Origin of the sequence: Pseudomonas fluorescens (assembly GCF_003732425.1) — a bacterium.
Classification (GTDB): Bacteria; Pseudomonadota; Gammaproteobacteria; order Pseudomonadales; family Pseudomonadaceae; genus Aquipseudomonas; species Aquipseudomonas fluorescens_BE.
Map to the genome: position 1 here is coordinate 427,959 of NZ_MOBX01000014.1, position 19,576 is coordinate 447,534.

Annotated in this window: 18 protein-coding genes; 15 read left to right on the forward strand and 3 right to left on the reverse strand. The window is 60.6% G+C overall.

The genetic code is table 11. The features are described 5' to 3' along the window. Positions 1 to 63: 63 nt before the first annotated feature. On the reverse strand, positions 64 to 978 hold the full coding sequence (locus BK670_RS19010; RefSeq protein ID WP_007967749.1) for a LysR family transcriptional regulator: 915 nt from the start codon (positions 976 to 978) through the stop codon (positions 64 to 66). A gap of 313 nt (positions 979 to 1,291) precedes the next feature. On the opposite strand from BK670_RS19010, the gene BK670_RS19015 reads away from it, so the two are divergent. The 15 genes from BK670_RS19015 to BK670_RS19090 all read left to right on the forward strand — a co-directional run bounded on the left by BK670_RS19015 (position 1,292) and on the right by BK670_RS19090 (position 18,008). Continuing rightward, positions 1,292 to 2,014: a tellurite resistance TerB family protein gene (locus BK670_RS19015; protein WP_123451977.1), complete on the forward strand. Its 723-nt coding sequence runs from the start codon at positions 1,292 to 1,294 to the stop codon at positions 2,012 to 2,014. Positions 2,015 to 2,381: 367 nt separating this feature from the next. Further along, complete coding sequence (locus BK670_RS19020; RefSeq protein ID WP_123451979.1) at positions 2,382 to 4,004, forward strand: methyl-accepting chemotaxis protein; 1,623 nt, start codon at positions 2,382 to 2,384, stop codon at positions 4,002 to 4,004. Further along, on the forward strand, positions 4,004 to 4,540 hold the full coding sequence (locus BK670_RS19025) for a chemotaxis protein CheW (RefSeq protein WP_123451981.1): 537 nt from the start codon (positions 4,004 to 4,006) through the stop codon (positions 4,538 to 4,540). The genes BK670_RS19020 and BK670_RS19025 overlap by 1 nt, the downstream gene beginning before the upstream one ends. Further along, positions 4,537 to 5,808: a CheR family methyltransferase gene (locus BK670_RS19030; RefSeq protein ID WP_123451983.1), complete on the forward strand. Its 1,272-nt coding sequence runs from the start codon at positions 4,537 to 4,539 to the stop codon at positions 5,806 to 5,808. The genes BK670_RS19025 and BK670_RS19030 overlap by 4 nt, the downstream gene beginning before the upstream one ends. Further along, the gene (locus BK670_RS19035) at positions 5,805 to 6,488 is read left to right on the forward strand and encodes a chemotaxis protein CheW (protein WP_123451985.1); all 684 of its coding nucleotides are present in this window, start codon (positions 5,805 to 5,807) and stop codon (positions 6,486 to 6,488) included. The genes BK670_RS19030 and BK670_RS19035 overlap by 4 nt, the downstream gene beginning before the upstream one ends. Further along, positions 6,485 to 8,773: a hybrid sensor histidine kinase/response regulator gene (locus tag BK670_RS19040; protein ID WP_123451987.1), complete on the forward strand. Its 2,289-nt coding sequence runs from the start codon at positions 6,485 to 6,487 to the stop codon at positions 8,771 to 8,773. The genes BK670_RS19035 and BK670_RS19040 overlap by 4 nt, the downstream gene beginning before the upstream one ends. After that, on the forward strand, positions 8,770 to 9,780 hold the full coding sequence (cheB, locus tag BK670_RS19045; RefSeq protein ID WP_123451989.1) for a chemotaxis response regulator protein-glutamate methylesterase: 1,011 nt from the start codon (positions 8,770 to 8,772) through the stop codon (positions 9,778 to 9,780). Before BK670_RS19040 ends, cheB begins: the two co-directional genes overlap by 4 nt. A gap of 48 nt (positions 9,781 to 9,828) precedes the next feature. Continuing rightward, complete coding sequence (locus tag BK670_RS19050) at positions 9,829 to 10,830, forward strand: response regulator (protein WP_093436712.1); 1,002 nt, start codon at positions 9,829 to 9,831, stop codon at positions 10,828 to 10,830. 234 nt (positions 10,831 to 11,064) lie between these two features. Continuing rightward, a protein-coding gene (prfB, locus tag BK670_RS19055) for a peptide chain release factor 2 (RefSeq protein WP_099758102.1) occupies positions 11,065 to 12,160 on the forward strand; the annotation gives its coding sequence in 2 pieces (ribosomal slippage) (positions 11,065 to 11,136 and positions 11,138 to 12,160; 1,095 coding nt in all). A 111-nt stretch (positions 12,161 to 12,271) separates the two neighbouring features. Beyond that, positions 12,272 to 13,774, forward strand: a complete 1,503-nt coding sequence (lysS, locus tag BK670_RS19060; protein WP_123451991.1) for a lysine--tRNA ligase — start codon at positions 12,272 to 12,274, stop codon at positions 13,772 to 13,774. A 105-nt stretch (positions 13,775 to 13,879) separates the two neighbouring features. Then, the gene (locus BK670_RS19065; RefSeq protein ID WP_123451993.1) at positions 13,880 to 14,593 is read left to right on the forward strand and encodes a TetR/AcrR family transcriptional regulator; all 714 of its coding nucleotides are present in this window, start codon (positions 13,880 to 13,882) and stop codon (positions 14,591 to 14,593) included. Between the two features lie 148 nt (positions 14,594 to 14,741). Next, a complete protein-coding gene (locus BK670_RS19075; RefSeq protein WP_123451995.1) occupies positions 14,742 to 15,296 on the forward strand; it encodes a hypothetical protein in 555 nt (184 codons plus the stop codon). Between the two features lie 51 nt (positions 15,297 to 15,347). After that, positions 15,348 to 16,598 (forward strand): flavohemoglobin expression-modulating QEGLA motif protein, encoded by a 1,251-nt coding sequence (locus BK670_RS19080; protein ID WP_185036809.1) that lies wholly within the window; start codon positions 15,348 to 15,350, stop codon positions 16,596 to 16,598. A 178-nt stretch (positions 16,599 to 16,776) separates the two neighbouring features. Further along, complete coding sequence (locus BK670_RS19085; protein WP_123452000.1) at positions 16,777 to 17,682, forward strand: alpha/beta hydrolase; 906 nt, start codon at positions 16,777 to 16,779, stop codon at positions 17,680 to 17,682. Then, positions 17,679 to 18,008, forward strand: a complete 330-nt coding sequence (locus BK670_RS19090) for a PA3694 family proteiin (protein ID WP_123452002.1) — start codon at positions 17,679 to 17,681, stop codon at positions 18,006 to 18,008. Before BK670_RS19085 ends, BK670_RS19090 begins: the two co-directional genes overlap by 4 nt. A 138-nt stretch (positions 18,009 to 18,146) precedes the next feature. Here the strand turns inward: BK670_RS19090 and lptF are convergent, their stop codons facing one another. Together lptF and BK670_RS19100 are read right to left on the reverse strand one after the other, a co-directional pair. Beyond that, positions 18,147 to 18,935, reverse strand: coding sequence for a lipotoxin F family OmpA-related lipoprotein LptF (gene lptF, locus BK670_RS19095; protein ID WP_123452004.1), 789 nt, complete (start codon positions 18,933 to 18,935; stop codon positions 18,147 to 18,149). Positions 18,936 to 18,990: 55 nt separating this feature from the next. Further along, on the reverse strand, positions 18,991 to 19,395 hold the full coding sequence (locus tag BK670_RS19100; protein WP_093436697.1) for a DUF4398 domain-containing protein: 405 nt from the start codon (positions 19,393 to 19,395) through the stop codon (positions 18,991 to 18,993). Positions 19,396 to 19,576 lie beyond the last annotated feature (181 nt).

Consider the following 19,576-nt stretch of genomic DNA (forward strand, 5'->3'; position numbering starts at 1 on the left):
TGCAGCAAGACTAGTGCGCGGCTCCGAGGTCGACAAATTCTAAATACTGAAGGTGCCATTCGATTAAATAGATGGCTTGCGTCCGCCGTGGGGTTGTTCGCGGGCCACGGTCAGGAATGGGTCGACCAGCGCCGGGCGCGCGGTGCCACGGCGCCAGGCAAGGCCGACGTCGAGGGTCTGGTTAAGGTCGGCGATGGGTCGCGCTTCGATGATGTCGCCCTCCAGTGACCATGGGCGATAGGTCATGTCTGGCTGGATCGACACGCCGAGACCGGCGGCGACCAGACTTCGCACGGCTTCGGTGGAGGCGGTTCTGAGGGTGATCTTCGGTTGCAGCCCGGCGCCACGCCATAAACGTTGAGCATTGCGATCCATCTCATCGACGTTGAGCTGAATCAACGGCTCGCGGGCGACGTCGGCGAGGTTGATGCTGTCATGTTCCAGCAACGGGTGCTGGGCCGGCAGCCACAACCGGTGTGGCGAGTGGGTCAGCACTTCAGTCTGCAGGGCGTGGCGATCTTCGAGGTTGGACAGAATCAGCACGCCGACATCGATCTCGCCGCTGACCAGCAAATGCTCGATATAGGGCCGCTCGTCTTCCATCACGCGGATCTCGACATTGGGATAGGCGCGTTGGAATCGTGTGAGCAAATCCGCCAGATAATATCCGGCGACCAGGCTGGTCACGCCAACGATCAACTGCCCGGCAACCTGGTCGGTGCTCTGTTGCAGGCTGCGCTTGGCGTTATCCACGGTCGCCAGAATCAGGTGAGCCTGGCGCAGGAATTGATGACCTTGATGCGTAAGGGTCATGCCCTTGGCGTGACGGCTGAACAGGCTGACGCCGATTTCTTCTTCCAGTTGCTGGATGGCCAGGGTCAGGGTCGATTGGGATATGAATGCGGTTTGCGCGGCGGCGGAGATCGAGCCGGTTTCAGCCACGGCGATGAAGTGACGGATCTGACGCAGGGTCATCATGAGAGGGTTACCCAGTGGGCGGTTTTTATAGATTGGCCTGAGTGTATATCGTTTTTTTAGAGGGTATGACTTGCGGATTCCTTGTGGCGAGGGAGCTTGCTCCCGCTCGGCTGCGCAGCAGTCGCAAACCGGCGAACTGGGTCTGTCTGAAATAATGGATTGGGGGCCGCTTCGCAGCCCAGCGGGAGCAAGCTCCCTCGCCACAGGGGCATCGAGCAACATCTGGAAGCACACTCGCAAACAGGGCAAGGGCACTTTCGAACTAGGCTGAGGGCCTTATAGATCCGGATAACCCCTGTTTTGGAGGCGGAACATGAACACCCGTGGATTGCTCGATCAACTGCTCAAGTCTGGCCAGGATCTGTTGCAGAACAAGGCTGGCGGAACGCAGAACAAATCGGCCGGCGGTGGCCTGGGCGGTTTGCTCGGCGGCGCTTCTGGCTCCGGCGGCCTCGGTGGTCTGCTGTCCGGTGCCGGCGGCGGTGCACTGGCGGCTGGCGCGATGGGCCTGCTGCTTGGTAACAAGAAAGTGCGCAAGGTCGGCGGTAAAGTCGCGATTTATGGCGGCCTCGCGGCGCTGGGTGTGTTGGCCTACAAGGCTTACGGCAACTACAACGCCCAGAAGGGCACTGCTCCACAAAGCGAACCGCAGACCCTCGATCGCTTGCCGCCGGCGCAAGCCGAGCAACACAGTCAGGCCATCCTCAAGGCGCTGGTCGCCGCCGCCAAGGCCGACGGCCATATCGATGACCGTGAACGCCAACTGATCGAAGGCGAATTCACCAAACTCGACAACGATCAGGAACTGCAACACTGGCTACACGCCGAACTCAACAAACCCCTCGACCCGACCGACGTCGCCCGCGCCGCGAGCACGCCGGAAATGGCGGCGGAGATGTATATCGCCAGCGTGATGCTGGTGGATGAGGAGAACTTCATGGAGAAGAGCTATCTGGATGAACTGGCGCGACAGTTGAAGCTGGAGCCGGGGCTGAAGGTTGAGCTGGAAAAGCAGGTCAGGCTGGCCTCTGTATAGCGACGGCGTCCTTCAATCAGCGCAAATCCCCTGTGGCAGCGAGCCTGCTCGCGAAAACACCGGCCCAGACGATATCGACCTGACTGTTCCGGCCTCTTCGCGAGCAGGCTCGCTCCCACAGATTTTCGGTGGGCACGGAGCCTGCTCGCGATGATGTTTTCGGCCTCACGACACAAGTCATGACCGATCCATCGCCCCTTTTTGCCATTACCCCACTGGCACGCTCACCCGCAATTGTCGGACAGTCCCACCCCAGAGCCGTCCCGCTAACCACGCCGGACAGGCCCGAGGGTTACAAAGCGTCTTATAAATGAAACACCGCCCTCGGCTATACTCCCCGCATTTCGATCAGGCACGAGGAATCACTGTGAAGAACTGGACGTTGCGCCAACGTATTTTGGCGAGCTTTGCGGTGATTATCGCCATCATGTTGCTGATGGTCGTCGTTTCGTATTCACGCCTGTTGAAGATCGAGGCCAGTGAAAACAGCGTGCGTGATGACGCGATTCCCGGCGTCTATTACAGCTCGATGATCCGTGGCGCCTGGGTCGACAGTTATCTGCAGACGCAAGAACTGCTCGGACTCAAGGAAGGACAGGGGATTTCCAGCGAAGACGCGGCAGATTACAAGGCGTTTGAGGCGCGTCTGCAGGAGCAGATGGCCAACTATCGCAAGACCATGGCCACCGACGAGGACCGTACCGAGTTTGCCGCTTTCGAGAAGTACCACGACGCCTACATCCAGATTCAGGATGCCGTGCTTGATCTGCACAAACGCAACCTGGAAGCGGATGCGGTCAGGATGTTCCACGACAAGCTCACGCCAGCCTGGTATTCCGGGCGCATGAAGCTCAACGACATCATCGGCGAGAACAAGAGAGTCGCCGACCAGGCCATGAACAATATCGATGACGCTGTGGCCGCGGCCAAAGTCAGCATGCTCATTTCCCTGTTGGTCGCCGTCCTGGCCGCTGGTTTGTGCGGCCTGTTGTTGATGCGCGCAATCATGGCGCCGATGAACCGTATCGTGCAGATCCTTGAAACCATGCGCACCGGCGACCTCAGTTCGCGTTTGAACCTCGACCGCAAGGACGAATTTGGCGCAGTGGAAACCGGCTTCAACGACATGATGACCGAGCTGACCGCACTGGTGTCCCAGGCGCAGCGCTCGTCGGTGCAGGTGACCACCTCGGTGACCGAGATCGCTGCCACCTCCAAGCAACAACAAGCCACCGCCACCGAAACCGCCGCGACCACCACCGAAATCGGCGCGACGTCCCGCGAGATTGCGGCCACGTCGCGCGATCTGGTGCGCACCATGACTGAAGTGTCCACCGCCGCCGATCAGGCCTCGGTGCTGGCCGGCTCCGGTCAGCAAGGCCTGGCGCGCATGGAAGACACCATGCATTCGGTGATGGGCGCGGCGGATCTGGTCAACGCCAAACTGGCGATCCTCAATGAGAAGGCCGGCAACATCAATCAGGTGGTGGTGACCATCGTCAAAGTCGCCGACCAGACCAACCTGTTGTCGCTCAACGCAGCGATTGAAGCCGAGAAGGCCGGTGAATACGGGCGCGGTTTTGCCGTGGTCGCCACTGAAGTGCGGCGTCTGGCGGACCAGACTGCTGTCGCCACTTACGACATCGAGCAGATGGTGCGCGAGATCCAGTCAGCGGTGTCGGCGGGTGTCATGGGCATGGACAAATTCTCCGAAGAAGTGCGCCGTGGCATGTCCGAAGTGCAGCAGGTCGGCGAGCAGCTGTCGCAGATCATCCACCAAGTGCAGGCGCTGGCGCCGCGGGTGTTGATGGTCAATGAAGGCATGCAGGCTCAGGCCACCGGCGCCGAGCAGATCAACCACGCGTTGGTGCAGTTGGGCGACGCCAGCAGCCAGACGGTCGAATCGTTGCGTCAGGCCAGTTTCGCCATCGACGAACTGAGCCAGGTGGCCGTCGGGCTGCGCAGCGGCGTTTCGCGATTCAAAGTCTGATGAGCGAAATCCTCGCCAAACGCAGCGCCGCGCAGGTGGCGAAGCCGGCGTTGTTCCTGCAGTTTCGCATCGGCAGCGAGCGCTACGCCTTGCGCGCCACCGAAGTGGCGGAAGTGCTGCCGCGCCTGCCGTTGAAGCCCATCGCCCGGGCGCCGCAGTGGGTCGCCGGGGTGTTTGCCTATCGCGGTGCGGTGGTGCCGGTGATCGACCTCAGCGCATTGACCTTCGGCCATCCCGCCGAGGCGCGGACCAGCACCCGTCTGGTGTTGGTCAATTACCAGCCGGATGAATCGCAGCCAGTGCAATGGCTCGGGCTGATTCTCGAACAGGCCACCGACACCCTGCGTTGCCATCCGCAGGAGTTTCAGCCTTATGGCCTCGACAATCGCGAGGCGCCTTACCTCGGCCCGGTGCGCGAAGATGCCCAAGGATTGGTGCAGTGGGTGCGGGTCAATGACTTGCTCGATGACGCCGTGCGCCGCTTGCTGTTCCCCGATCCGCCGCTGAACCCGGCGCAGCTTGAGGCGCAGTCATGAGCAGCGAGCAGCGGTTTTTCGATTTTCTCAAAGAACGCATCGGCCTCGATGTGACCTCGGTGGGGCCGGCGATCATCGAGCGCGCCGTACGCCAGCGCACAACACTGTCGCAAGCGGCGCATGCCGATGAATATTGGCACCTGCTGCAAGGCTCGCGAGACGAACAACAGGCGCTGATCGAAGCGGTGATCGTCCCCGAGACGTGGTTTTTCCGTTATCCGGAATCCTTCGCCACGCTGGGCAAACTGGCGCGCAATCGTCTCGCCGAACTGAACAATATGCGCGCACTGCGCATTCTCAGCCTGCCGTGTTCCACCGGCGAAGAACCCTATTCGATTGCCATGGCTTTGCTCGATGCCGGGCTCAAGCCGCATCAGTTCAAGGTCGACGGCATGGACGTCAGCCCGCTGTCGGTGGAGAAGGCGCGACGTGCGCTGTATGGCAAAAATTCGTTTCGCGGCCAGGATCTGGACTTTCGCGACCGGCATTTCACGTCTGAGCAGGAGGGCCATCGGGTCAATGAGAACGTGCGTGAGCAGGTGCGTTTGCAGGTCGGCAATGTGCTCGATCCGACGCTTCTGACCAGTGAGCCGGCGTTCGATTTCGTGTTCTGCCGCAACCTGCTGATCTATTTCGATCAGCCGACGCAAAAACTGGTGTTTGAGGTGCTCAAGCGCCTGACTCATTTCGATGGCGTGCTGTTTATCGGCCCGGCCGAGGGCAGTCTGCTCGGGCGTTTGGGGATGCGTTCGATCGGTATTCCGCAGTCCTTCGCATTCAGCCGCCACAGCGAGCCGCACCCCGAACCGCTGCCGACAGCCAAACCCATCGCGGTGCCGGTCAGCCAACCGCCACGCAGTACGCCGCCAGCGCCTGTGCGCAATCGACCGTTTGCCGCCGTGACGCCGCTGCCGATCGCTAGCAAAAGCGCCAACCCGGACGCCGCGACCCTGCTGGCCAACATCGCCACACTGGCCAACGAAGGTAAAAGTGCCGAGGCCCGCGCCGCTTGCGACCAGTATTTGCGCAGCCATGAACCGGTGGCTCAGGTGTTTTACTGGCTCGGCCTGCTCAGCGACGTCGCCGGCCTGACCCTCGAAGCTCAGGGCTTTTACCGCAAAGCGTTGTACCTTGAACCGCAACACCCCGAAGCGTTGATGCACTTGGCCGCGCTGCTGCAGGCTCAGGGCGATACGGCGGGTGCCAGACGATTGCAGGAGCGCGCTGCCCGCAGCGGCCGCACCGCCGACAGTGAGCGTAAACGATGATCCCGTCCGACACTTTGAACGTCACCCACGAAGACGCCCGGGCCATCGACGATTGCTGGAACCGCATCGGCATTCATGGCGACAAGTCCTGTCCGCTGCTGGAAGAGCACATTCATTGCCGCAATTGCTCGGTGTATTCCGCCGCCGCCACGCGCCTGCTTGATCGTTATGCGTTGCAGCAGGACGAGCGCGACCCGGTAGCGATCGCTGTGGAAAGCGAGGTGAAAACCCGCTCGCTGCTGATGTTCCGTCTCGGCGAAGAATGGCTGGGGCTGGCGACGCGCAGTCTGGTCGAAGTCGCACCGCTACAGGCGATTCACTCGTTGCCGCACCAGCGCTCGCGAGCCTTGCTCGGCGTGGCCAATGTGCGCGGCGCGCTGGTGGCGTGTCTGTCGCTGGTCGAACTGCTTGATCTGGATGGCAATGCCGCGCCAGCCAGCGGCGCGCGCATCATGCCGCGCATGTTGATCATCGCTGCCCATGGCGGGCCGGTGGTGGTGCCGGTGGATGAGGTCGACGGCATTCACGCCATTGATGAGCGCATTCTTGATGCCGCCTCGCAATCCGGAGCGCAAGCCAGTGCCAAATACACCCGTGGTGTTCTGCAATATCGCGGTCGCAGCCTGCGTTGGCTGGATGAAGAACAGCTGCTGTCCGCCGTGACCCGGAGCCTCACATGACCCCCGAGCAAATGCGCGACGCCTCGCTGCTTGAGCTGTTCAGCCTCGAAGCTGAAGCCCAGACCCAGGTGCTCAGCGCCGGGCTGCTGGCCCTGGAGCGCAACCCGACCCAGGCCGATCAACTGGAATCGTGCATGCGCGCGGCGCATTCGCTCAAAGGCGCGGCGCGGATTGTCGGCATCGACAGCGGTGTCAGCGTCGCCCATGTCATGGAAGATTGTCTGGTCAGCGCGCAGGAAGGGCGGTTGTTACTGCGTCCCGAACATATCGATGCTTTGTTGCAGGGCACTGATTTGCTGATGCGCATCGCCACGCCGGCCAATGCGCCGCAAGCGAGCGATATTGAAGCTTATGTGGCGTTGATGGCGGGTTTGCTCGACCCGTCGACGCCGCCGGCAGCATTCGTTGCGCCGCCGATGGCCGAGTTGCAGCTTGAAGCACCGCCCGTGTTGGAACCCACGCCCGCGCCGATTTTCGAAGCCCCGGTCGGCTCCCCGGAACCTGCACCACGCAAAAGCAAACGCAGCACCGAAAGTGGCGAGCGGGTGCTGCGGGTTACCGCGGAACGCCTGAACAGTTTGCTCGATCTGTCGAGCAAGTCGCTGGTGGAAACCCAGCGCCTCAAGCCGCATCTGGCGACCATGCAGCGCCTCAAACGCATGCAGAACAACGGCCTGCGGGCGCTGGAAAACCTCAACGTCCACCTCAAGGAACATGCGCTGAGTCTGGAGGCGCTGGAGGCCTTGGAAGACGCGCGCCGTTTGCTCGCCGAATCCCAGCAACTGCTGAGTGAGAAAAACGCCGAACTCGACGAGTTTGCCTGGCAGGCCAGCCAGCGCGCGCAAGTGCTGTACGACACGGCGCTGGCCTGCCGCATGCGGCCCTTTGCCGATGTGCTTACCGGGCAGGTACGCATGGTCCGGGATCTGGGGCGCAGTCTCGGCAAGCAGGTACGGCTGGAGATCGAAGGCGAGAAAACCCAGGTCGATCGCGATGTGCTGGAAAAGCTCGAAGCACCGCTGACGCATTTGCTGCGCAACGCCGTCGATCACGGCATCGAAACCCCGCAGCAGCGCCTGCTCAAGGGCAAACCGGAAGAAGGCCTGATCCGCCTGCGCGCCTCGCATCAGGCCGGTCTGCTGGTGCTGGAATTAAGCGATGACGGCAATGGTGTCGACCTGGAGAAGGTCCGCCGCAGCATCGTCGAGCGTCAGTTATCCCCAGCCGAAACCGCTGCGCAGCTGAGTGAAGAAGAACTGCTGACCTTCCTGTTTCTGCCCGGTTTCAGCCTGCGCGACACCGTCACCGAAGTATCCGGGCGGGGCGTTGGCCTTGATGCCGTTCAACACATGGTTCGCCAGTTGCGCGGGGCCGTGGTGCTGGAGCAGACGGCGGGCGAGGGCAGTCGCTTTCATCTGGAAGTGCCGCTGACCTTATCGGTGGTGCGCAGTCTGGTGGTGGAAGTTGGCGAAGAGGCGTACGCCTTCCCGCTGGCGCACATCGAACGCATGTGTGATCTGGCGCCGGAAGACATTGTGCAGGTCGAGGGGCGTCAGCATTTCTGGCACGAAGGCCAGCACGTCGGGCTGGTTGCGGCCAGCCAGTTGCTCAACCGCCCGGCCAGCCAGAACAGTGGTGAAACCCTGAAAGTCGTGGTGATCCGCGAGCGTGATGCGGTTTATGGCGTTGCTGTGGAACGCTTCATTGGCGAGCGCACGCTGGTGGTCTTGCCACTCGATGAGCGTCTGGGCAAAGTGCAGGACATCTCCGCCGGCGCGTTGCTCGACGACGGTTCGGTGGTGCTGATCGTCGACGTCGAAGACATGCTGCGTTCGGTGGACAAACTGCTCAATACCGGGCGGCTTGAGCGCATCGCCCGTCATGGCAATCAGGCCGCCGAGGCGGCGCGCAAGCGGGTCCTGGTGGTCGACGATTCGCTGACCGTGCGCGAGCTGCAACGCAAGCTGCTGCTCAACCGCGGCTACGACGTCGCGGTGGCGGTGGACGGCATGGACGGCTGGAACGCGCTGCGTTCGGAGGACTTCGATTTGCTGATCACCGACATCGACATGCCGCGCATGGACGGCATCGAATTGGTCACCCTGCTGCGCCGCGACAACCGCCTGCAATCGCTGCCGGTGATGGTTGTGTCGTACAAGGACCGTGAAGAGGACCGCCGCCGTGGCCTCGATGCCGGCGCCGACTATTATTTGGCCAAAGCCAGTTTTCATGACGACGCCCTGCTCGACGCAGTGGTCGAGCTGATCGGAGGAGCGCGGGCATGAAGATCGCCATCGTCAACGACATGCCCATGGCGGTGGAGGCCCTGCGCCGGGCGCTGGCCTTCGAGCCGGCGCATCAGGTGGTCTGGGTCGCCCGCAACGGCGCCGAGGCGGTGCAACTGTGCGCCGAAAATACCCCCGACCTGATCCTGATGGACCTGATCATGCCGGTGATGGACGGCGTCGAAGCCACCCGCCGGATCATGGCCGAAACCCCGTGCGCGATCGTCATAGTGACCGTCGACCGGCAGCAGAACGTGCACCGGGTCTTCGAAGCCATGGGCCATGGCGCCCTGGACGTGGTCGATACCCCGGCTCTCGGCGCCGGCAACGCCCAGGAAGCGGCGGCGCCGTTGCTGCGCAAGATCCTCAATATCGGCTGGCTGATCGGCGAGAAACCCACGCGTTCCCGGCCGGCACCGCCGGCCCAACGCAGCTCTGCGTCGTGTCAGCGACTGGTGGCGATCGGCTCTTCCGCCGGCGGGCCAGCGGCGCTGGAAGTGCTGCTCAAAGGCTTGCCCAGGGATTTCTCGGCGGCGATCGTGCTGGTGCAGCATGTCGATCAGGTCTTTGCTGCCGGCATGGCCGAATGGCTGGCCAGCGCCAGCGGCCTCGATGTGCGTCTGGCCCGCGAAGGCGAACCGCCGCAGGCCGGCGCGGTGCTGCTGGCGGGCACCAACCACCATATTCGCCTGTTGAAAAACGGCACGCTGGCCTACACCGCCGAACCGGTCAACGAGATCTATCGCCCTTCGATCGACGTGTTTTTCGAGAGTGTCGCCAGTTATTGGAATGGTGACGCGATCGGGGTTTTATTGACCGGTATGGGGCGCGACGGCGCGCAAGGGCTTAAGCTCATGCGCCAACAGGGTTACCTGACCATCGCGCAGGATCAGCAAAGCAGTGCGGTGTACGGCATGCCCAAGGCCGCCGCGGCGATTGATGCCGCGGTTGAAATCCGTGCACTGGAAAAGATAGCGCCACGATTGCTGGAGATTTTTCCCAAATGAACAGGTTTATCCGCAATCCTGGCCCCCGCAGTACACAGGTGACCGCCCATGAATGACTTACAGATCGACGACATTAAAACCGACGAAAACGCCGCCATGGTGTTGTTGGTGGACGATCAGGCGATGATCGGCGAAGCGGTGCGCCGTGGGCTGTCGAATCAAGAAAACATCGACTTCCACTTCTGTTCCGACCCGCAGCAGGCCATTGCCCAAGCGGTGCGGATCAAGCCGACGGTGATTCTCCAGGACCTGGTGATGCCCGGCCTCGATGGCCTGAGCCTGGTGCGCGAATACCGTAATCATCCGGCGACCAAAGACATCCCGATCATCGTCCTGTCGACCAAGGAAGACCCGCTGATCAAGAGCGCGGCGTTCTCCGCCGGCGCCAACGATTATCTGGTGAAGCTGCCGGACACCATCGAACTGGTGGCGCGCATCCGCTATCACTCGCGCTCGTACATGACCTTGCTGCAGCGGGATGCCGCGTACCGCGCGCTGCGCGTCAGCCAGCAGCAATTGCTCGACACCAACCTGGTGCTGCAACGGCTGATGAACTCCGATGGCCTGACCGGGCTGTCCAACCGCCGCCACTTCGACGAGTATCTGGAACTGGAGTGGCGCCGCTCGCTGCGGGAACAGAGTCAATTGTCGCTGTTGATGATCGACGTCGATTACTTCAAGTCCTACAACGACAGCTTTGGCCACGTTGAAGGCGACGAAGCGCTGCGCAAGGTCGCCACGGCGATCCGTGAGGCCAGCGCACGGCCGTCGGATCTGCCGGCGCGTTATGGCGGTGAGGAGTTTGTGCTGGTGCTGCCGAACACCTCGCCGGGCGGCGCGCGGCTGGTCGCGGAGAAACTGCGCCAGACCGTGGCCTCGCTGAAGATTCCGCACAATACCCCGGCGGAAGGGGCGAGCTTGACCATCAGTATCGGTCTGGCGACCATGGTGCCGCAGGCGGGTAGCGATTGCCGGTTGCTGATTTCGGCGGCTGACCGTGGCCTGTACCTGGCCAAAAACAATGGCCGTAACCAGGTCGGCATCGAATAACCTGCGGTCACGGCAATTCCCTGTGGGAGCGAGCCTGCTCGCGAAAGCGGCAGCACAGTCGACATTGATGTTGCCTGATGCACTGTCTTCGCGAGCAGGCTCGCTCCCACATTTTAAATGTGTCGAGCCAATGTCAAGTGAATCACCCCGACACCCGCCAGACGGGCTGCCGTGACAGCCTGATTACGTTATACTCGCCGGCTTTCAAAAGTTCGCCAACGAGTGCTGCCCGTCATGGAAATCAACCCGATCCTGAACACCATCAAGGACCTGTCCGAGCGCTCCGAAACTATTCGGGGGTATCTTTGACTACGATCAAAAGCATGAGCGTCTGACCGAAGTCAATCGCGAGCTTGAAGATCCGAGCGTCTGGAACAAACCTGAATACGCCCAGGAACTGGGCCGCGAGCGCGCTGCGCTGGCGCAGATCGTCGACACCCTCGACGAACTGAACGGCGGTCTGGCCGATTGCCGTGACCTGCTGGACATGGCCGTCGAAGAAAACGACGAAGGCGCAGTGGGCGATGTCGTCGCCGAGCTGGCCCGTCTCGAGGAAAATCTGGCCAAGCTGGAATTCCGCCGCATGTTCAGCCATGAAATGGACCCGAACAACGCCTACCTGGACATCCAGGCCGGTTCCGGCGGCACCGAAGCCCAGGACTGGGCCAACATCCTCCTGCGCATGTACCTGCGCTGGGCGGATAAACGCGGTTTCGACGCGACCATCATGGAACTGTCGGCCGGTGAAGTCGCCGGTATCAAAGGTGCGACCGTGCACATCAAGGGCGAATACGCCTTTGGCTGGCTGCGCACCGAGATCGGCGTGCACCGTCTGGTGCGCAAGAGCCCGTTCGACTCCGGCAACCGTCGCCACACCTCGTTCTCCGCGGTTTTCGTCTCGCCAGAGATCGATGACAAGGTGGAAATCGAAATCAACCCGGCAGACCTGCGGATCGACACCTATCGTTCCTCCGGTGCCGGTGGTCAGCACGTAAACACCACCGACTCGGCCGTACGTATCACCCACGTACCGACCAACACCGTGGTCAGCTGCCAGAACGAACGTTCCCAGCACGCCAACAAAGACACCGCCATGAAAATGCTGCGGGCCAAGTTGTACGAGCAGGAAATGCAGAAACGCAACGCCGCGTCGCAAGCGCTGGAAGACACCAAGTCGGACATCGGCTGGGGTCACCAGATTCGCTCATACGTGCTCGATGCGTCGCGGATCAAGGATCTGCGTACCAACATCGAACGCAGCGACTGCGACAAGGTACTCGACGGCGATATCGACGAATACCTGGAAGCCAGCCTGAAATCGGGGCTGTAAAAGACGCACACAGGATCGCTGATGCAACGCGATCCCTGTAGGAGCCAGCCTGCTGGCGATCCCCGGGCCGCAAGGCCCGGGGGCAACGAACCTGATGGAATATCTAAAGACATGAGCGACCAACAACTCGACCCGCAAGCCCTGCAACAGGAAGAAAACTCCCTGATCGCGCTGCGCAAGGAAAAGCTGGCTGCCGAGCGCGCCAAGGGCAACGCCTTCCCGAACGACTTCCGCCGCGAAAACTACTGCGATGCTCTGCAGAAACAGTACGCGGACAAGACCAAGGAAGAGCTGGCAGAGGCTGCAATCCCGGTCAAGGTTGCCGGTCGCATCATGCTCAACCGTGGCTCGTTCATGGTGATTCAGGACATGACCGGTCGCATTCAGGTCTACGTCAACCGTAAAACCCTGTCCGAAGAAACCCTGGCTGCGGTGAAAACCTGGGACATGGGCGACATCATTGCCGCCGAAGGCACCCTGGCACGTTCCGGCAAGGGCGACCTGTACGTTGAAATGACCCACGTGCGTCTGCTGACCAAGTCGCTGCGTCCGCTGCCGGACAAGCACCACGGCCTGACCGACACCGAACAGCGCTATCGTCAGCGCTACGTTGACCTGATCGTCAACGAAGACGTGCGCCAGACCTTCCGCGTGCGTTCGCAAGTGATCGCGCACATCCGCAGCTTCCTGATGAAGCGCGACTTCCTCGAAGTCGAAACGCCGATGCTGCAGACCATTCCTGGCGGCGCCGCAGCCAAGCCATTCGAAACCCACCACAACGCGCTGGACATGGAAATGTTCCTGCGTATCGCGCCAGAGCTGTATCTGAAGCGCCTGGTGGTCGGTGGTTTCGAGAAGGTGTTCGAGATCAACCGCAACTTCCGTAACGAAGGCGTTTCGACTCGTCACAACCCAGAATTCACCATGTTGGAGTTCTACCAGGCGTACGCCGACTACGAAGACAACATGGACCTGACCGAAGAACTGTTCCGTGAACTGGCGCAACTGGTGCTGGGCAGCACCGACGTGCCGTACGGCGACAAGGTGTTCCACTTCGGCGAGCCGTTCGTGCGTCTGTCGGTGTTCGACTCGATCCTCAAGTACAACCCTGAGCTGACCGCCGATGACCTGAACGACATCGACAAGGCGCGCGCCATCGCCAAGAAGGCCGGTGCGAAGGTGCTGGGCTTCGAAGGTCTGGGCAAGCTGCAGGTGATGATTTTCGAAGAGCTGGTCGAGCACAAGCTGGAGCAGCCGCACTTCATCACTCAGTACCCGTTCGAAGTGTCGCCGCTGGCCCGTCGTAACGACGACAACCCGAACGTCACCGACCGCTTCGAGCTGTTCATCGGCGGCCGTGAAATCGCCAACGCCTACTCCGAGTTGAACGACGCGGAAGACCAGGCCGAGCGCTTCATGGCGCAGGTGGCCGACAAGGACGCCGGCGACGATGAAGCCATGCACTACGACGCCGACTTCGTGCGTGCGCTGGAGTACGGCATGCCGCCAACGGCCGGTGAAGGCATTGGCATCGACCGTCTGGTGATGTTGCTGACCAACTCGCCGTCGATCCGCGATGTGATCCTGTTCCCGCACATGCGACCGCAAGCGTAAACGTTTCAGTTAAAAAGCCGCCTAAAACAGGCGGCTTTTTATTGCCTGTCTGGTACAAATGTATCAATTGGTTAATTTTGCAATAGCAGAGGAAGTTCTGTCGTGATGGGTGCAATAGCTCAAGAAGGTGCAGCGGGTATCGCCACTGCGGTCGCTGAAAGCGTTCAGTACCAGGGTCGCAAGGCCAGCCGACAGGGCAGTGAGCAGCGTCGACAGGACATTCTCGACGCGGCGATGCGCATTGTCGTGCGTGACGGTGTACGTGCCGTGCGTCACCGCGCGGTGGCGGCCGAGGCCGGTGTGCCGCTGTCGGCCACCACCTATTACTTCAAGGACATCGATGACCTGCTCACCGATACCTTTGCCCAGTATGTGGAGCGCAGCGCGGCGTACATGGCCAAGTTGTGGATCAACAACGAAGGTTTGCTGCGCGAGATGGTGGTCAGCGGCGACGGCAGCCCCGAGTCGCGCTCGCAACTGGCCGATGACATCGCACGGTTGATGGCTGATTACGTGCATCGTCAATTGGTCAACCGTCGCGAGCATTTGATGGCCGAGCAGGCGTTCCGTCAGGAAGCGCTGCTCAACCCGCGTCTGGCGATTCTGGTGCGCTCGCATCAGCAAATTCTGTTGCAGGGCACTTGCCAGTTGTTTCAGGTACTGGGCTCGCGGGAACCGCAACAGGATGCCAAGGTGTTGACGGCGATTATCGGACGGATGGAATATCAGGGCCTGCTCAATGACGCCGAGCCTTTGGCCGAAGAGGACATGCTCGGCATTCTGACGCGCTACATGCACCTGGTGCTCGCGTCGGTGTAACGCAATGTTGTCCGTCTGACGGCGATCCCAAGGTAGGAGCTGCCGAAGGCTGCGATCTTTTGATCTTGCTTTTTGAGACCAGTATCAAAAGATCGCAGCCTTCGGCAGCTCCTACAGGAAGGTGTTTCAGATTCATAGGGAGTTTTGAATGAAAGCCTGGCGTGGCGCGTTGATCGCCTTGTCGTTCCTGCTGCTCAGCGGTTGTCTGGTGACTTTCAAGGAGCCAATGGCCGTCAGCGACCCCGCGCCCAAGGGCTTGCTCGGCAAATGGTCGAGCACCAACGCCTGGGGTGAAGCGATGAACCTTGAGCTGACGCGGTTGGGCAACGATCGCTATCAGGCCGTCACGTACTTCAAGGCCAAACCCCACGAACGCGAAGCCTATCCGTTCACCGTGTCGCGCCATGGCAGCCGCTGGTATCTGTCGGCGAAAGTGCCGGCGCGCTTCGGCGGCCACTTCACCATCGCCGGCTTCGAACTCACCGACAAACACGAACTGGTGGTCTACAACCTCGATCTCGAACAGATCAATCAAGCGATCAAGCAAAAAGCCCTCGACGGTCAGACCTTCCAGACCGACGATGGCGACGGCGTGCAGGTCGACAGCAACCTCGACCAGGTCTTTGCTTACCTCGACGATCCGGCCAATTCCGATGTCTTCGTTGAAGCCGTGCGCTATCAGCGCCAGACCCGCGCCAAATAATTCAGTTTTCTACAGGAGTTTCGGGTGGACGATTACCAGCAGACGATACGCATGTTGTCCGATCGCATTGTGCTGGCGCAGACGCCGATTCGCGTACTCGACGCGGTCAAGTGGGACGAGAACGTGCGCAAGGGCTTTCTCAAGGCCAAGGGCAAGGAAATGCCCGCCGTTGATCGCGACTACTACCTCAACCGGCCGCTGACCTTCGATTCGAGCAAGGTCAAACTGGAATTCCAGAACATCGAGCGCGACATCACCCGCCAGCTCGGCCAGTTCAACCCGGTCGGGCAGATCATGCGGCGCATGTGCAAGGAATACCGCATGGTGGTGCGCATGCTCGAAGCGCGTGGCACCGAGGATTTCGGGCTGATATCGCAGGAACTTTACGGCGCCGCCTCCGATGCTTTCCACGCCGGCGACCCGACCCTGGCCGACCTCGGCCTGATGATGTCCGACTATCTGAACAACATCGATGGCCGTGGCGATTTGAAGGACGAGCCGAAGATCCTCACCGCCAAAGACGCCGTACACCTGCTGCAAACCCGTTTGAACAAAGTGTTCGGCGAGGCCGAGGAAACCATTCGCGTGTTCGAATCCGACGGCATCGTCGCTGACGCGGCGGCCGGTGCCGACTACATCAAGATCCGCACCGACGCGATGTTCAACGATCGTGACGTGCGCGCGCTGGAAGTCCACGAAGGCCTGGTGCACGTCGGCACCACGCTCAACGGTCTGAACCAGCCGATCTGCACCTTCCTGTCCAAAGGCCCACCGTCGTCGACGGTGACCCAGGAAGGCCTGGCGATCCTGATGGAAATTATCACGTTCGCCTCCTACCCGAGCCGCCTGCGCAAACTGACCAACCGCACCCGCGCCATTCACATGGTCGAGGAGGGCGCAGACTTCCTGCAAATCTTCGAATTCTTCCGTGAGCAGGGTTTCGAAATGGCGGAAAGTTACGGCAACGCCAGTCGGGTTTTCCGTGGCTCGACACCGACCGGTCTGCCATTCACCAAAGACTTGTCGTACCTCAAGGGCTTTATCATGGTTTACAACTACATTCAGTTGGCCGTGCGTAAAGGCAAGCTTGAGCAGATTCCGCTGTTGTTCTGCGGCAAGACCACGCTGGAAGACATGCGTACCCTGCGTCAGTTGGTGGACGAAGGATTGGTGGTGCCGCCAAAGTATCTGCCGGATCAGTTCCGCGATTTGAATGCGTTGTCGGCGTGGATGTGTTTCTCCAACTTCCTCAATCACTTGAGCCTGGACCGGATCGAGGCGGATTACTCCAATATCCTTTGAGCAACTGATATTCCCTGTGGGAGCGAGCCTGCTCCGGGCGGCGTTCCGACGAATGCGATTTCACATTCAACATTAATGTTGGCTGACACACCGCTTTCGCGAGCAGGCTCGCTCCCACAGGGTTCTTTATTGCCACAATTATTGTGTGCCAACCCGAATCTTTGCGAGGTTTCACCGGATGAGAATCCTCGGCATCATTTGCCTGCTCCTGACCCTCGGCGGTTGCAGTTCGCTGTTGTTCTACCCCGAGCCGGGCCAGATTTTCACCCCGGAAAAAGCCAAACTCCAATACCGCACCGTCACGCTGGTGACGGCCGATGGCTTGAAGCTGAATGCCTGGTGGCTGCCTGCCAGACCCGGCGTCGAGGTTAAGGGCACGGTCCTGCATTTGCACGGCAACGGCGGCAATCTGCCGATGCACTTGGGCGGCAGTTGGTGGTTGCCGAAAAACGGCTATCAAGTGCTGCTGGTGGACTATCGCGGTTATGGCTTGTCCGAAGGCAAACCGAGCCTGCCGGCGATCTATCAGGACATCGACGCCGCGTTCGCCTGGCTGGACAAAGCGCCCGAGGTCAAAGGCAAGCCGCTGATTCTGCTCGGCCAGAGCCTTGGCGGTTCGATGGCGGTGCATTGGCTGGTGCAGCATCCCGAGCGGCAGAAACAGCTCAAGGCTTTTGTGCTCGACGGCGTGCCCGCCAGTTACCGCAGCGTCGGCCAGTATGCGCTGAGCACCTCGTGGCTGACCTGGCCGTTCCAGGTGCCGCTGTCGTGGCTGGTCCCGGACAGCGACAGCGCGATCAATTCGATGCCACAGCTAAACGGCGTGCCGAAGCTGATTTTCCACAGCATCGACGATCCACTGGTACCACTTTCCAATGGTATCCGTCTGTATCAAGCGGCGCCGCCTCCGCGGGTGCTGCAACTGACTCGCGGCGGCCATGTGCAAACGTTCGGCGACCCGGTGTGGCGTCAGGTCATGTTGCGCTACCTCGACGACCCCGAGCATTTCAACGGCCTGCGCCGCCTCGGCGAAATCCCCAATTATCCGACACCCCCGAATTCTGAAGACGAGAGTCCGCAATGACTGAAGAACGTAACGCCATCCCGCTGATCATCACCGGTATCTGCAGCATCCTCGGCACCGTCGGTGCACTGTGGTACTACGGTTACCTGCACTTCGCCAAACCCGAGGATGCGTTGCTGCTCAACGAATTCACCATGCTCAAGACCGTACCGGGGGAGGATTACAAAATCTCGCTGCAGCCTGCGCCGCAAGTGGCGCAGTGCATTGATGGCGTGCTGGTGCTGTTTGATACCGAACAGAAAGGGTTGACCGGCGTACTGATCAACGCCCAGAAAAAAGCCGTGCGCTGCATGGGCGAAGAGACCCCGCAGAAACTGCAACCTTAAAAGCCAAAGATCGCAGCCTTCGGCAGCTCCTACAGGAGAAAGCATTCCAATGTAGGAGCTGCCGAAGGCTGCGATCTTTTGATCTTAAAAAGCCCCGCCTGATCACTCAGGCGGGGCTTTTGCGTTACTGCGTGAGGCTTAGTTCGAGCTGACCGCCGAACGTGGCATCACTGGCTGGTTGTCGTTGGAAATGGTCACTTCCACACGACGGTTCATCGCACGGCCGGAAACGCTGCCGTTATCGGCAACCGGGTATTCCTTGCCATAGCCCTGAACCACGATGCGCGAAGGATCTACGCCCATCTTGATCAGCGCAACCTGCACCGAAGTAGCACGACGCTCAGACAGCGACTGGTTGTACGAGGCAGCACCGGTGCTGTCGGTATAACCCTCGACGATCACTTTGCGATCCGGGTTTTCCTGAAGGAATTGCGCCAGTTTGTTGATGTTCACCAGGCCGCTGGATTTCAGGTCAGCCTTGTTGGTGGCGAACAGCACGTCACCGAAGGTTACCAGCGTCCCGCGATCGGTCTGCTTGGCATTCAGGCTGTCCTGCAGCTGTTTGATCTGCTGATCACGCGCATCCAGACGCGCCTGGGCACGTTGAGCGGCGGCGTTCTTCAGGTTGTTTTCCGCGGTGCGCAGGGCGATGGTCTGCTTGGCCACTTCCACGCGCTGGTTGGTCAGGTAAGCCAGTTGGTCAACCTTGGCCGCGTCTTGTTTGTCCAGATAAGCCTTGTCGGCTTTGTCCAGGTAATCGCTGGCGTCTTTGGTTTCCAGCGCCGCGACTTTGCTCGCTTGCGGGTTGGCTTGCAGGCCGGCGTAGTTGGTGCGCGCCTGTTCCAGGTTCGGGTTAGGCGGGGTGGAGCAGGCAGCCAGTGCAACGCTTGCGGCGAGGAGAGCGGGGATCATCAGTTGCTTACGCATAATTTGTCGTCCTTTCTATCGGTAAGAGATTCAGCTTTGCGGTCCGGATGCGCGCTTACTGCACGGTGCGCTGACTTTCCTGACGCAGTTCCTGAACACCTTTCTGGGAATCCTTCACAGCCTGTTCGGCTTTCGCTGCCTGAGCCTTGCGTTCTGCTACGCGAGCGTCCCACTCGGCTTGCTCGGACAGGATGCGAGCTTCGTCATACTTCTTGTCGTGCATGGCGATTTCGGCTTGTTTCAGTTTGTCCTGCGCTTGTTTCATCTCAACGGCAGCAAACTCGGTACCGCCGGCGCTGACGGCGCTGTTCACGGCCGACTGGGTCACGGCGTACTGCTCGGTCGGCGGGTTACCGGCGCAACCGGCCAGCACGAAGCTGGTGCCGATCGCCAGAGCCGCCAGTTTCAGACCGCGCAGGTGGGTAAACGAGGTTTGGTTTTTCATGGTCTTCAACTCCATTAGGCATCTCCTGAAAATACAACTGAATCCATCCTGGCAGAGGAGCCAAAAGCATCGCTTGTTAACGCGAATTGAAACGCTCGTTCCAGGCGTGGTTACTGGTTCCGACCGGCGGGATTTTTCAAAAGTTCAGAAAAGATGGCCTATCGCCAAAAAAAACTTTGACCGAATGGACAAGGCT

Excerpts from the sequence above, each read along its gene's own strand:
- BK670_RS19010 (WP_007967749.1), bottom strand. The coding sequence starts at position 978 with ATGATGACCCTGCGTCAGATCCGTCACTTCATCGCCGTGGCTGAAACC.
- BK670_RS19015 (WP_123451977.1), top strand. The coding sequence starts at position 1,292 with ATGAACACCCGTGGATTGCTCGATCAACTGCTCAAGTCTGGCCAGGAT.
- BK670_RS19025 (WP_123451981.1), top strand. The coding sequence starts at position 4,004 with ATGAGCGAAATCCTCGCCAAACGCAGCGCCGCGCAGGTGGCGAAGCCG.
- BK670_RS19030 (WP_123451983.1), top strand. The coding sequence starts at position 4,537 with ATGAGCAGCGAGCAGCGGTTTTTCGATTTTCTCAAAGAACGCATCGGC.
- BK670_RS19035 (WP_123451985.1), top strand. The coding sequence starts at position 5,805 with ATGATCCCGTCCGACACTTTGAACGTCACCCACGAAGACGCCCGGGCC.
- BK670_RS19040 (WP_123451987.1), top strand. The coding sequence starts at position 6,485 with ATGACCCCCGAGCAAATGCGCGACGCCTCGCTGCTTGAGCTGTTCAGC.
- cheB (WP_123451989.1), top strand. The coding sequence starts at position 8,770 with ATGAAGATCGCCATCGTCAACGACATGCCCATGGCGGTGGAGGCCCTG.
- BK670_RS19050 (WP_093436712.1), top strand. The coding sequence starts at position 9,829 with ATGAATGACTTACAGATCGACGACATTAAAACCGACGAAAACGCCGCC.
- lysS (WP_123451991.1), top strand. The coding sequence starts at position 12,272 with ATGAGCGACCAACAACTCGACCCGCAAGCCCTGCAACAGGAAGAAAAC.
- BK670_RS19065 (WP_123451993.1), top strand. The coding sequence starts at position 13,880 with ATGGGTGCAATAGCTCAAGAAGGTGCAGCGGGTATCGCCACTGCGGTC.
- BK670_RS19075 (WP_123451995.1), top strand. The coding sequence starts at position 14,742 with ATGAAAGCCTGGCGTGGCGCGTTGATCGCCTTGTCGTTCCTGCTGCTC.
- BK670_RS19080 (WP_185036809.1), top strand. The coding sequence starts at position 15,348 with ATGTTGTCCGATCGCATTGTGCTGGCGCAGACGCCGATTCGCGTACTC.
- BK670_RS19085 (WP_123452000.1), top strand. The coding sequence starts at position 16,777 with ATGAGAATCCTCGGCATCATTTGCCTGCTCCTGACCCTCGGCGGTTGC.
- BK670_RS19090 (WP_123452002.1), top strand. The coding sequence starts at position 17,679 with ATGACTGAAGAACGTAACGCCATCCCGCTGATCATCACCGGTATCTGC.
- lptF (WP_123452004.1), bottom strand. The coding sequence starts at position 18,935 with ATGCGTAAGCAACTGATGATCCCCGCTCTCCTCGCCGCAAGCGTTGCA.
- BK670_RS19100 (WP_093436697.1), bottom strand. The coding sequence starts at position 19,395 with ATGGAGTTGAAGACCATGAAAAACCAAACCTCGTTTACCCACCTGCGC.